The sequence below is a fragment of the Plantactinospora alkalitolerans genome (assembly GCF_015690345.1).
In the GTDB taxonomy this organism is placed as follows: Bacteria; Actinomycetota; Actinomycetes; order Mycobacteriales; family Micromonosporaceae; genus Plantactinospora; species Plantactinospora alkalitolerans.
Map to the genome: position 1 here is coordinate 1 of NZ_JADPUN010000305.1, position 11,786 is coordinate 11,786.

Sequence of the window (11,786 nt, forward strand, 5' to 3'; positions counted from 1 at the left end):
ATCCTGCTGCCCCGGGGTGGCACCGGCGTCGGCCGGGCCTTCGGCGGCACCGTCGGCACCACCGTCGTGCTGTCCCGGGGTGGCCCCTCCGTCGGCCGGGCCCTCGGCGGCACCGTCGGCACCACCGTCGTGCTGTCCCGGGGTGGCGCCTGCATCGGCCGGGCCCTCGGCGGCACCGTCGGCACCGCCGTCCCGGCCCATCGGGTTGGCTCCGCCGTCGGCCGGACCCTCCCCGCCACCGCCGCCCGTGGTCCGAATGTCGTCGTCGTCGAGTCTCATCGGTGCTCCCTCGGGTCCATTTGCCCCGCCTTGCGGCAGGGCGTCGCTACCGCGGGTGGTACCCAGCACCCGATCATCTCTAACCCGGCAAACCGGTCCGCTCCGCCGGATGGGGGTGGTTGCGGCGGAGCGACCCGACTTCGGCACGTCGGCGACGCCGTGCGTGAGCAGGGTCGGCCTGGGACAGCCGGGTCATGTGGTACGGCGGCGCGTGGAGTGCGATCGAGGTCGGCGCGGCGAGGCACCGGTTACGACTCGACCGGCCTGTCGTACCGGAAATCTCCCGGTAATCGAGGGGGCGTCCTACCGGAAATTTCGATCTCAGCGAGCCGGATAGGGCGCCGAGCTGTCCCGGACCACCAGGTCGGTCGAGAGCTCCACCCTCGGGGTGTCCAGCGGCTCGCCCTGGGCCAGCCGAAGCACGGTACGGGCGGCCAGCAGGCCCATCTCGGCCAACGGCTGGCGCACGGTGGTCAGCGGCGGCGACGCCCAGCGCGCCTCCGGCAGGTCGTCGAAGCCGACCACACTGACGTCGTCGGGCACCCGGCGCCCCAGTCGGCGGACCGCCTCGTACGCCCCGAACGCCATCTGGTCGCTGGACGCGAAGATCGCCGTCGGCGGCTCGTCGAGGGCGAGCAGTGCGGCCCCGCCGGAGTATCCCGACTCGTGGTAGAAGTCGCCGGGCATGATCAGTTCGTCGCAGAGCGGGATTCCGGCGGCGTCCAGGGCGGCGCGGTAGCCGTCGAGGCGGGCCCGGCTACAGAGCAGGCGGGGCGGGCCGGCGATGAAGCCGATCCGCCGGTGCCCGAGCGAGAGCAGGTGCTCGGTGGCGCGCAGCCCGCCGGCCCAGTTCGTCGCGCCGATCGTCGGGATGTCGATGTTCGGCACTCCGGCGGGGTCGACCAGCACCATCGGAACGTTGAGCCGTCGCAGCTCGGCGTGTACCGGCGGGGCCAGGTCGCTGGCGACCAGGATCACCCCGTCGGTGGCCCGGGTGCGGAGGTTCTGCAACCACTGCCGGGTGGAGGTGGAACGCCGGTGGATCGCGGAGACGACCGTGCCGACCCCGGCCGCGTGGGCGACGTCCTCCACACCTCGGATGATCTCGACCGCCCAGGGGCTGTCCAGATCGTTGAAGATCAGGTCGACCAGACTGGCCCCGGACCGGGGCCGGGTCGCCCGGCGGCGGTAGCCGTGTCGGCGGAGGAGCTCCTCCACCCGCTCGCGAGTCTGCGGCGCCACGTCGTTGCGGCCGTTGAGTACCCGGGAGACCGTCGGCACCGACACGCCCGCCTCCTGGGCGATGGCGGTGATGGTTATCCTGCGTCCTTCGTCGACCGTCACGAGGCAGCTCCTTTGTTGAGGCTTCAGCCTACGACCGAAACACTTTCGAGGCTGTACCGACCTCCACAGCCCGCGCGTCCAGTATTTTGCCTGAAGTTCGGGGTTGACTGTCCGGACAGGGAGCCATAGCGTTCCGATCTAGTTACGGAATTATTCCGGAAAGTTTTCGCCGGAGAGGATAGTCGATGAGGGTGACTCGTTCCGCCAAGACACGCTGCGGGCGCGGGACGGGAAAGTCAACGACATGCCTCGCCGTGCCGACGGCAGCGGCCGGCGACCAAGCGATGATCGACGACTGATGCGGACGTTCGCCAACCCGGTCATCGCCGGCTGTCATCCCGACCCGAGCGTGTGCCGGGTCGGTGACGACTACTACCTGGCCTGTTCGAGCTTCGAGTACTTCCCCGGAGTGCCGATCTTCCACAGCCGGGACCTGGTCGGCTGGAACCAGATCGGCAACGTCCTGGACCGGCCGAGCCAACTGCTGCTGCCGCCCGGCACGCCGTCCTCCGGCGGGGTCTACGCACCGACCCTGCGGTACCACGACGACCGGTTCTGGCTCATCACGTCGAACATCCCGCACGGCGGGACCATACTGGTCACCGCCGACGATCCGGCCGGGAAGTGGTCCGAGCCCGTGCACCTGCCCGACGTACTCGGCTGCGACCCCGACCTGGCCTGGGACGGCGACGGCAACTGCTGGTGCACCTTCGCCGGCATCGATCAGGTCCGGATCGACCCGGCAAGCGGCGCCGCGCTGAGCGGACCGAAACGCATCTGGTCGGGCAGCCCCGGTTCCCAGTATCCCGAGGCACCGCACCTCTACCGGATCGGCGACACCTGGTATCTGCTGATCGCCGAGGGCGGCACCGAACGCGGCCACGCCATCTCGATCGCCCGTGGCCCGGCTCCGGACGGCCCCTTCGAACCCTGCCCGGCCAACCCGATCCTCAGCCACCGCGGCACGGACCACCCGATCCAGAACACCGGACACGGTGACCTGGTACAGGCCGGTGACGGCTCGTGGTGGCTGATCTTCCTCGGCGTACGGCCGCGCGGCGGCACCCCCGGCTGGCACGTGCTCGGCCGGGAAACCTTCCTCGCCCCGGTGACCTGGTCCGACGGCTGGCCGGTGATCGGCCCGGTCGCCCCGGTGATGCGCGCCCCGACCCTGCCGCCGGCACCGGTGCCGGCGGCGCCGGCCCGGGACGACTTCAACGCGGCGGAGCTGCACCCGCGGTGGATCTCGCTGCGGTCCCGCCCTCCCGAGGACGTCTCGCTGCTGGAGCGGCCCGGCTGGCTGACCCTGCGGGCCCGGGGCGGCTCGTTGGACGACCCGACGGTGACCTTCGTCGGACGTCGGCAGGAACAGCACGACGTCCGGGTACGGGCCCTGGTCGACGCCCGGCACGGCCGGGGCGGCCTGGCGGTACGCCTGGACGAGCAGCACCACTACGAGGTGGAGGTCGAGGCCGACGAGGTCCGGGTACGGGCCCGGATCGGGCCACTGTGCGAGCAACTCGCCAGCCGTACGGTCTCCGGACCGGTGGTGCTACGCGTCGAGACCTGGGCCTCCGGGCCCGGTATGGACCATCCCCGGCAGGAGCCGGACGTGGTGCGACTGGGCTTCGAAGCCCCGGACGGCGAATTCGTCGCCCTCGCCGAACTGGACGGGCGATATCTGTCCACGGAGGTCGCGGGCGGCTTCACCGGCCGGGTCATCGGCTGCTACGCCGCCACCGGGGCCATCCAGATCGACTGGTACGACTACCGCTTCCTCTCCTCGCTCGACCGTGCCGACGTCGCTGGCGACCTGATCGACGCCTGACAGCCGTCCCGTACCGTCCCCGCACCCCGTCCGCCCGTCCCGCCCGGCCGTCCCGGCCGTCGAGGTCAGGGCGTTGCGCCGACGGTCCGCTCGAAGATCTCCGCCTCGTACCTCGGGGTCATCCCCGCCGCCCGGTAGAGGCGGACCGGTTCGGCCGGATTGCTCAGGTCGACGCCGAGGCCCGCGTACTCGCGTCCCTTGGCGGCGTAGCAGGCGAAGGCGTGGGCGAGCAGCGCACCGCCCACCCCACGCCGGCGGTACGACCGCAGCACGGCCAACTGCTTCACCCAGCCCTCGTTCTGGTCGAGCGTCTGGTCGGCGGACTGGAGGACACCGGCCGGTTGCTCGTCGATCGTGGCGACGAACCACTCGTCCCAGGCGACGCTCGGCAACGCGGCGACCTGCGCGCGCCACTGCTCGTACGTCGCCGGCTGGTAGTCCGGGGTGTCCCGGAAGGCGGTGTCCAGGATCCGGTGGAACTCCCGCAGGTCGGTCTCGTCCGTCGAACGGACCGGCCGGATCAGCATTCCCGGCGGGGGCGGCGGCGGTTGCGCCGGTATCCCGGCGAGCGACCGGCGCATCCGGGCGTAGCGCTTCACGAACTCGAACCCGGCGTTCCGGATGATGCCGATCCAGTGCTCCTCGGTGGGCAGCGCGATGGCCCGTACCGTCATCCGGTCCAGGCCGAACTCCGCCGCGCGCTCGCCGGAGCGGGACAGTTGCAGCGCCAGCAGCGGCGCCTGTGCCGGCAGGCCCCGCTCCGGGTGCACGTAGACCTCGACCGTCTCCCGTGGCCCCCGGTTGGAGTCTTCCAGGTAGGCCCAGCCGACGACCCCACCGTCCGGCTCCAGCGCCAGCCAGGAGTCCCGGGCGGGGTCGACGTCCGGGGCGGTCAGCACCTCGCGGACGTCCTCGGCGCTGAAGTCGGTGTGCCCGAGGGCCGCGATGTCGCTCGCCTGCACGACGGCCAGGATCGCCGGAACGTCGTCGAGGGTCGGTCGGCGTACCGACCAGCCGGAAGGGAACCGCATGCCGAGCATCCAACCCGAGGGCGGGCCTTCGCGCCGCTGGTTTTCGGACCGCTCCGGGCGGCGTCCGGCGGAACAGGCAGGTCAGCGGGCGAAGGTGCCGACCATGTTGCCGCTGGCCAGTTCCAGTTTCTCGACGGCGGAGTGCACGTCGGGGGCCTGCGGGGCACCGGGAAGTTCCAGCGGCCGGTTCACCGCGTAGAGCCGGAAGAAGTACCGGTGCGGGTCGTCGTTCATCGGCGGGTGCGGGCCACCCCAGCCGGCCGTACCGAAGCCGTTCGTCCAGGTACGTCCGCCGGGCGGTACCTCGCCCTCGCCGACGCCGCCGGAAACCGCCTCGATTCCCGTCACCAGCCAGTGCAGGAACGGTGTCCGCCCCGCGTCCCGGTCCTCGACCAGCAGGACCAGCTCGGTGGCTTCTTCGGGAACATCGAGCCATTCCAACGGCGGCGAGATGTTCCCGCCGGACCGGGAGAACCGGTCCGGCAGCCGGTCGTGGTCGTTGAAGGCAAGACTCCGCAGGACGATCCCAGCCATACCGTCGCCCTCCCCCCCAGGCCCCGTCGTCCGGTACCCGGTCATGTTCGCGGTCGTGAACATAGTGGTGATCGCGGTCGTGAACGCAGTGGTGATCGCGGTCGTGAACGCAGTGGTGATCGCGGTCGTGAACGCAGTGGTGATCGCAGTGGTGATCCCGGTGGCGCCGCTGCTCCGCGCCTCCGCTCGCGGGTACCCGGCGTCGGCACGGCGAAACAGGAGCAGACGGATCAGGAGCAACCTGATCAGGTCCGACGTTTTCTACAGTTCCGCGCAAGATGCATGCTCATGCCCCGGCGTTTGCTCGACATCCGCCCGAAGAGGTCGTCCAGCAGCAGGGTGAGTCCCGCACCGACCAGCCAACTGTCCTTCGCGATCGGCACGCCCTGCTGGGTCGGCCGGACACTGCCCGGCTCGCGGAGCCCCGGGGTCGCCAGGTACAACCGCAGCAGGCCGCCGCCGAATCCGACCAGTCCCGCGCCCACCAGGGCCGACGGGACGACCGGCACCAGCAGGGCGGTACCCAGGGCGATTTCGGTGCTGGCGATCAGCTTGGCGAAGCGGTCGGGTCCGATCCGCTTGACCGGCGGCATCGCGCCGGCCGCCATCCCGTGAAGGGCGGCTGCCGGCTCGCCCTCCAGGGTCCACTTGGACAGGCCGGAATTCAGGACGAACGCGCCGATCGCGACGCGCAGCGGAAGATGGGACAGATTCATCGGTCGCTCCACTCTGCCGGTGCCGCTGTGGCGCCCGCCTACCCGGTAACTCCGGCCGCACACCAGCGGCCCGACCGCCCCGGTGTGCGAGGTGTCGGGGGAACCTGCGGCAACGGCCGGCTACGCCGGGGGGTTCGGCTGTTCCGGGGCACGGCCCCAACTGCGCACGGTGTCCGCCGCGGCCATTCCGGCCAGCACCGCCATGACGGAGGCGGCCATCGCGACCAGTGGCACCAGCCGCATCACCGGAGTGATCGCGACCAGTACGCCCAGGGCGACCAGCCGGGACGGGGAGACCCGGCCGAAGACCTCGTACTCGAACCGGGACCGGCCGATCAGGAACAGCGCCGGCCCGCCCAGCACGAGTGCGATCATCGCCCAGCCCGGATCGTCGAGGGGACGCGCGATGATGAGTTCGAAGCTCGACGCCTTGAGCACGACCCCGGTCACCATCATCAGATGGGTGTACGGGGCGACCAGGAAGAACCGCCGGGTCTCGAGGACCGACTCGATCGCCAGCGGCAGGACCTCCCCGGCCCGGTGCGTGTAGATCCGCCACAGCAGCACCGTGCTCAGAAACGCGACGAGGAACGCCCCGGAATGCGCCGGTCCCGCCCGCACCTCGCTGTAGGTGAAGCCGGTGATCAGGATCGCGTCGCCGAGGGCGATCGTGAAGAACTGCTGGTAACGCTCGGCGAGGTGGGCGGCGGTGACGTTGTACTGCGTTTCCGGCAACCGCCCGAGCCCCGGGGTCGGATAGCCCAGGCTGAAGGCGAAGTAGTCGATCAGCACCGCCAGTGCCCAGAGAGCGGTCCGGACGCCCTCCTCCGACATCAGCCCGCCGACGATCCACGGCACCGCCGAGATGGCGAACCAGAAGAAGATCCGGATCGCCCGGCCCTGTGCCCGCTGACCCCGCAGATTCGGCACGAGGAACAGTCCACGGCCCAGGTGGATCCCGACGTACGCGCAGGCGAAGACCAGGCCGCCGGAGCCGAACGCGTGCGGCACGGCCGCCGCCATCAGCAGACTGCCCAGCATGACGGCGACGGTGAGCAGCTGGATCGAGACCTGCTGCGGATCGTAGAGGTCGGTCAGGAACGCGGTGATCGCCCACACCCACCACACCCCGGCGAGCAGCACCGCCGACTGGGCGACGCCCATCCAGTCCAGGTTCTGCACCAGGTGTCGCGAGATCAGGGCGAGCGCGACGACGTACACCAGGTCGAAGAAGAGTTCCAGGAGTGAGACCCGGCGCGACCCCTCCGGGTCGCGCTCGAGCGCCGCCTTGGTACTCGCTCTCACCTGCCCAGACTGCGGCAAGATGTTGTTCGTTGCCGGGTTAATCCGCATCCCTCGGAGCTCGCGCTCTCGGCGTCTGCGCTCCCCCGGGCGCCGGGTACCGTCCGTGGACATGGTTGAGCTGATCCCCGCCGCGCGGATAACGGAAGCCGCTGCCCGCATCCAGCCGCACGTCCTGCGTACCCCGACCGTCGCCAGCCCCGGGCTGGCCGAGGTGCTGGACGTTCCGGTCGCGCTGAAGCTGGAGATCCTCCAGCATTCCGGCAGTTTCAAGCCCCGGGGCATCGCCAACAAGCTGCTGTCGCTTCCGCCGGAGGACTTCGCCGCCGGGCTGGTCACGGTCAGTGGCGGCAACCACGGCCTGGCCCTCGCCGCGATGGCCGCCCGGATGGGAGGCCGGGCGACCGTCGTGATGCCGCAGGCCGCTCCCGCCCGGTCCATCGCCCGGGTCCGCGCCACCGGGGCGACGCTGCTGCTCACCTCCGACGTCTCCCACGCGTTCGAGATCGCCGAGGAGCACCGGCAACGGGGCATGACCTATGTCGATCCGCTCGGGGATCCGGCCATCGTCGCCGGGCACGGGACGGTCGGCGCCGAGTTCGTCGCCGACCGGCCGGACCTGACCGACGTACTGGTCAGCATCGGCTGTGGCGGGCTCATCTCGGGGGTCGCGACCGCGATCAAGGCGGCCAACCCGGCGGTACGGATCTGGGGTGTGGAGACCGTCGGCGCCGAGAGCATGTCCCGGGCTCTGGCCGCCGGCCAGCCGGTCCGGGTCGGCGTCACCTCGATCTCGACCACGCTCGGCGCCCCGACCGTCAGCGAACTGACCCTGGCGCACGTCCGGGCGTACGTCGAGGAGGTGCTGGTGGTCTCCGACGCCGAGGCGATCGACGGGGTGCTCACCGTGGCCGACGAGGCCAAACTGTGGTTGGAACCGGCGGCCGGTTGTCTGGTCCCGGCCGCCCGGCGGGTGATCGAACGGGTCGGCCGGGATGCCGTCCTCGGGCTCGTGCTCTGCGGCGGCAACGCCACCGTGGCGGACGTGGTGGCCTGGGCGGACCGGACAGGTGGGCTGCCCCGCCGGTACGAGCCGGTGGCGGGCTGAGCCCCGCCTCGGCGCGGCGCGCCCGGATCAGGCCGACAGTTCGCGCTCCAGCGGGGTCCGGAAGGCCGGCGTGACCCGCACCGCGCCGAGGCGGTCGGTGAGTTCGGCGACGGCCGCCCGCACCTCGCCGAGCGCGTCCGAGCCGATGTCCTCGAGCAACCGGTACGCGATCTCGCCGTCCTTGCGCTGCGCCCAGCCACCGACGATCCGGCCGTCCCACCACACGGTCGGACCGATGTTGCCGAACCGGTCGAACAGCGAGGGCCCGTGTTCGCCCAGGAACCAGTCCCGGCGGGACCAGCCCATCGGGGTGGGGTCGAGGCCCGGCAGCAACGCGGCCCAGGGCTCCGCCGGAGCCACCGGTTCGAGATCGTCGGCGAGGAGCAGCCCGGTCCCGTCGTCGAGTTCCACCTCGACCGGGTTCAGCCGGGACAGCGCCCGACGCACCTGCCCGACCGTCCATCCGGTCCACCAGCGCAGGTCGTCGGCCGGAGCGGGCCCGTACGCGGCCAGCCAGCGACGGGCCAACTCGACCTCGGCGTCTTCGGGCGACCACTGGGCCGGTGGCTCCGGGTACCAGCGGTCGGCGAGCGACCAGCGGTACGGGCTGTATCCCCAGGTGCTCCGGGGTCTGCCCCGGACGATCCGCCCGTCGGCGGCGAGCAGGAGCAGGAGCCGGGTGACGACCCGCTGCCGCCCCTCGTAGGACTTGCCCGGGGACAGCACCAGCGGCTGGCGCAGCCGTGGATCCTCCTCGGCCAGTTCCATCGAGGTCACCTCGCCGCGCGCCTCGATCGCCCGCAGTGCGACCTCCTCGACCTCCGCGAGCCAGCGCTCGACGTCGTCGGCCACACCGGCCTCGGTGAGGAAGCCGAGCATCTTGCGGCGCTCCCGCCCGGCGACCGTACGGGCGCACGCCTCGTGCAGCACCGGTACGAGTTCGACGGGGGCGACGAACATGGTCCGGCGCATCGCCAGCATCCGGATCAGGGTCCTGGCCTCGTAGAGGGCCCGGTCGACGGTCGCGACGTCGACGCTCGTCGACCGGGCGAACAGCGCCAGGTAGACCGTGGGTGGATCGGAGGCGTGCAGCGCCACCAGGTCCCGGGCGACCTCGAGCGGGTCGTCGGTTCGCGCCGGAACCGCCAGCCGGTGTCGTCGGCCGATCCTGGCGCGCCGCTGCGCCCCGTCGATCCGCACCCTGCCGTGTCCTTTCAACGGAGGGAAGGCTCGGCTACGGATCTCCCCCATGTCGCGGCCAGCCTAACAACCTCTGCCGGGCCGCTGAGGTCTGCGCGGTGGGCTTCGTCGTCACCACGGGCAGCCTGATCTTGATCCGGGTTTATGCCTGACCGACGGCCTGCGCGATGGCGAGGGTGTGCTGGTATTCGCGCCAGTGGGCCAGTTTGCCGTCCCGGGTCCGCAGCACCCCGATGAACGGCGCCGAGGCGGTTACCCCGGTCGCCGTGTGCGTGCCGACCAGTTCGTACTCGACCACGATCACCTCCGGGTCGGCGGTCTCGTGCACGACCACGTTGCGGCAGTCGTCGAACCGGACCGGGAACGCCGCCCGGCTCGCTTCCGTGTACTCGACGACCCGTTGCTTGCCCTCGGTACGCGTCGGACGGCCGGGTACGGCGAACGGCGTCTCGAGCACCACGTCGTCGGCGAGCAGCTCCGCCTCGTAGGTGGACAGGTTCGCGAGCCATCTGGCGCGCATGCTGTCGAAGATCTCGCTTGGTGTCATGTCGTCCTCCTGGATAATGAGTCCTGACTCGACTTACCCCACGAGAATAATGAGTGGAGACTCACTTTGCTAGAGGGACCACCGCTGCGTGCCGACGCGCAGCGCAACCGGGCACGGATCCTGGACGCCGCCGAGGCGGTCTTCGCCGAGGCCGGCCCGCGTGCCTCCACCGAAGAGGTGGCCCGCCGGGCCGGCGTTGCCATCGGCACGGTCTTCCGTCACTTCCCCACCAAGGACGACCTGCTCGCCGCGATCATGAAGCGACTGCTGGCACAGCTCGTCGAGGAGGCCGAAAGACTCGACCTCTTCGCGTTCTTCAGGCACGTGGTGGCGCAGGCCGCGGCGAAGAAGACCGTCGTCGACCTGCTCGCCGGGTCCGGCGTGGACATCCGGCTTCCGGAGGCGGCAGGTCACCTCGAGGAGGCGGTGGGCAGGCTGCTCGAACAGGCCCAGGCCGCCGGAGCCGTCGCCGCCCCGGTACGGCTACCCGAGGTGATGGCACTCTTTCTCAGCGTGTGCCAGGGCGCCCTGCACGGTGGATGGGACGACCAGCTCCAGGCCCGGACGCTCGCGGTCATCTTCGCCGGCCTGAGGCGCGACTGACTGCCAAGCCGGCCTGAGGCGCGACTGACTGCCAAGCCGGCCTGAGGCGCGACTGACTGCCAACCCCCGTGGACCAGGTGCGCCCTGACCGGCACTGATCGACCAGCCGCCGTCAACGCAGTTGCGCCGTCAGGGGACGATCGCGTCGACGTAGCCGCCGTCGACCCGGACCGCCGCACCGGTGGTGGCCGAGGCGAGCGGCGAGGCGAGATAGGTGACCAGGTTGGCGATCTCGGCAGGCTCGATCAGCCGCTGGAGCAGGGACTGCGGCCGGTGCGCCCGCATGAACTCGCGCTGCGCCTCCTCCCACGGCAGTTGCCGGTCCACCAGTTCGTAGACGAAGTCCTCGACCCCACCGGTGTGGGTCGGGCCGGCGATCACGGCGTTGACCGTGACGCCCGTCCCGGCGGCTGCCTTCGCGAAGCCCCGGGAGACGCCGAGCAACGCCGTCTTGGTGACGCCGTAGTGGATCATTTCGGCCGGGATCACCACCGCAGAGTCACTGGCGATGTACTGGACCCGTCCCCAGCCGCGCTCCATCATTCCGGGCAGGTATTCGCGGGTCAGCCGGACGGCGGCCAACACGTTGACCTCGAAGTACCGACGCCACTGCTCGTCGTCGATCTCCAGGGCGGGAACGGCGCCGAAGATGCCCAGGTTGTTGACCAGGATGTCGACGGCCGGCAGGACCTCCAGGGTCCGCGCCGCCCCCTCGTCACTGGCGACGTCGGCCGCGATCTCGATCACGTCGGCGCCGGCCACCTCCGCCCGCAGCGCCGCCGCCGCCCGCCCCACACTGTCGGCGGTACGGCCGTTCACCGCCACCCGAGCGCCGGCGCGGGCGAGCTGGGTGGCAATGGCGGCGCCGATGCCCTGGGTCGAGCCGGTCACCAGAGCGGTCCGGCCGGTCAGGTCGATATTGACGGTCATGCGGTTCCTCTTCGTCAGCACGCTATCCGGAACGGCCGGCCCGGGTGGGACCGGCACGGTTTCCCAACAAATCCGACCGTAGCGGCACCGGCCGGACCGCGCAGCGGCGGCGGTCCGGCCGGGCGGTCTGGACGCGCCGTACGGAAGCGGTCCGTCGCGGCGTCGGGACCGTACGCATGCCGGTCGACCGTTCGGCTCAACCGATCGACCGTCGAACGATCGGCCAACCGGAGTTGATCATGTCGGTGCGGGCCGGCGACTAGGTTCCGGGCGGTAGAGCAAGCCACGGCGGAGCCGACGACGCGGGCCGTTCCCCGCCGTGACCCCACGCTTCCGCCTGCTCCGCCCGCAAGCGAGGTACGAC

12 protein-coding genes are annotated in these 11,786 nt (G+C 71.2%); 3 read left to right on the forward strand and 9 right to left on the reverse strand.

Annotated features, from left to right (window positions below; genetic code table 11):
* On the reverse strand, positions 1-279 hold a 279-nt coding region (locus I0C86_RS34145), incomplete at its 3' end, for a hypothetical protein (protein ID WP_196205437.1).
* A 321-nt stretch (positions 280-600) separates the two neighbouring features.
* On the reverse strand, positions 601-1,623 hold the full coding sequence (locus I0C86_RS34150; RefSeq protein ID WP_196205438.1) for a LacI family DNA-binding transcriptional regulator: 1,023 nt from the start codon (positions 1,621-1,623) through the stop codon (positions 601-603).
* A gap of 298 nt (positions 1,624-1,921) precedes the next feature.
* Between I0C86_RS34150 and I0C86_RS34155 the strand changes: the two genes are divergently transcribed.
* The gene (locus I0C86_RS34155) at positions 1,922-3,451 is read left to right on the forward strand and encodes a glycoside hydrolase family 43 protein (protein ID WP_196205439.1); all 1,530 of its coding nucleotides are present in this window, start codon (positions 1,922-1,924) and stop codon (positions 3,449-3,451) included.
* A 65-nt stretch (positions 3,452-3,516) separates the two neighbouring features.
* On the opposite strand, the gene I0C86_RS34160 is transcribed toward I0C86_RS34155, so the two are convergent.
* The 4 genes from I0C86_RS34160 to I0C86_RS34175 form a co-directional block, all read right to left on the reverse strand.
* Positions 3,517-4,482 carry a GNAT family N-acetyltransferase gene (locus I0C86_RS34160; protein WP_196205440.1) on the reverse strand — a complete coding sequence of 322 codons (966 nt, stop codon included), beginning with the start codon at positions 4,480-4,482 and terminating at the stop codon, positions 3,517-3,519.
* An 81-nt stretch (positions 4,483-4,563) separates the two neighbouring features.
* Entirely contained in the window at positions 4,564-5,016 is a 453-nt protein-coding gene (locus I0C86_RS34165; RefSeq protein ID WP_196205441.1) for a YbhB/YbcL family Raf kinase inhibitor-like protein, read from the reverse strand.
* Between the two features lie 245 nt (positions 5,017-5,261).
* On the reverse strand, positions 5,262-5,732 hold the full coding sequence (locus tag I0C86_RS34170; RefSeq protein WP_196205442.1) for a DoxX family membrane protein: 471 nt from the start codon (positions 5,730-5,732) through the stop codon (positions 5,262-5,264).
* A 120-nt stretch (positions 5,733-5,852) separates the two neighbouring features.
* Entirely contained in the window at positions 5,853-7,037 is a 1,185-nt protein-coding gene (locus tag I0C86_RS34175; protein WP_323374013.1) for a low temperature requirement protein A, read from the reverse strand.
* 109 nt (positions 7,038-7,146) lie between these two features.
* On the opposite strand from I0C86_RS34175, the gene I0C86_RS34180 reads away from it, so the two are divergent.
* A complete protein-coding gene (locus I0C86_RS34180) occupies positions 7,147-8,142 on the forward strand; it encodes a threonine ammonia-lyase (RefSeq protein ID WP_196205444.1) in 996 nt (331 codons plus the stop codon).
* Between the two features lie 27 nt (positions 8,143-8,169).
* On the opposite strand, the gene I0C86_RS34185 is transcribed toward I0C86_RS34180, so the two are convergent.
* On the reverse strand, positions 8,170-9,342 hold the full coding sequence (locus I0C86_RS34185) for a winged helix DNA-binding domain-containing protein (protein WP_323374014.1): 1,173 nt from the start codon (positions 9,340-9,342) through the stop codon (positions 8,170-8,172).
* 142 nt (positions 9,343-9,484) lie between these two features.
* Positions 9,485-9,889 (reverse strand): nuclear transport factor 2 family protein, encoded by a 405-nt coding sequence (locus I0C86_RS34190; protein WP_196205446.1) that lies wholly within the window; start codon positions 9,887-9,889, stop codon positions 9,485-9,487.
* Between the two features lie 66 nt (positions 9,890-9,955).
* On the opposite strand from I0C86_RS34190, the gene I0C86_RS34195 reads away from it, so the two are divergent.
* Entirely contained in the window at positions 9,956-10,492 is a 537-nt protein-coding gene (locus I0C86_RS34195; protein WP_196205447.1) for a TetR/AcrR family transcriptional regulator, read from the forward strand.
* A gap of 129 nt (positions 10,493-10,621) precedes the next feature.
* Here I0C86_RS34195 and I0C86_RS34200 read toward each other — a convergent pair whose 3' ends face one another.
* Positions 10,622-11,422 carry an SDR family NAD(P)-dependent oxidoreductase gene (locus I0C86_RS34200; protein WP_196205448.1) on the reverse strand — a complete coding sequence of 267 codons (801 nt, stop codon included), beginning with the start codon at positions 11,420-11,422 and terminating at the stop codon, positions 10,622-10,624.
* Positions 11,423-11,786: the final 364 nt, after the last annotated feature.

Bases quoted from the DNA above. Each gene is read 5' to 3' on its own strand.
- I0C86_RS34200 (WP_196205448.1), bottom strand. From the start codon at position 11,422: ATGACCGTCAATATCGACCTGACCGGCCGGACCGCTCTGGTGACCGGC.
- I0C86_RS34165 (WP_196205441.1), bottom strand. From the start codon at position 5,016: ATGGCTGGGATCGTCCTGCGGAGTCTTGCCTTCAACGACCACGACCGG.
- I0C86_RS34170 (WP_196205442.1), bottom strand. From the start codon at position 5,732: ATGAATCTGTCCCATCTTCCGCTGCGCGTCGCGATCGGCGCGTTCGTC.
- I0C86_RS34160 (WP_196205440.1), bottom strand. From the start codon at position 4,482: ATGCGGTTCCCTTCCGGCTGGTCGGTACGCCGACCGACCCTCGACGAC.
- I0C86_RS34155 (WP_196205439.1), top strand. From the start codon at position 1,922: ATGCGGACGTTCGCCAACCCGGTCATCGCCGGCTGTCATCCCGACCCG.
- I0C86_RS34190 (WP_196205446.1), bottom strand. From the start codon at position 9,889: ATGACACCAAGCGAGATCTTCGACAGCATGCGCGCCAGATGGCTCGCG.
- I0C86_RS34180 (WP_196205444.1), top strand. From the start codon at position 7,147: ATGGTTGAGCTGATCCCCGCCGCGCGGATAACGGAAGCCGCTGCCCGC.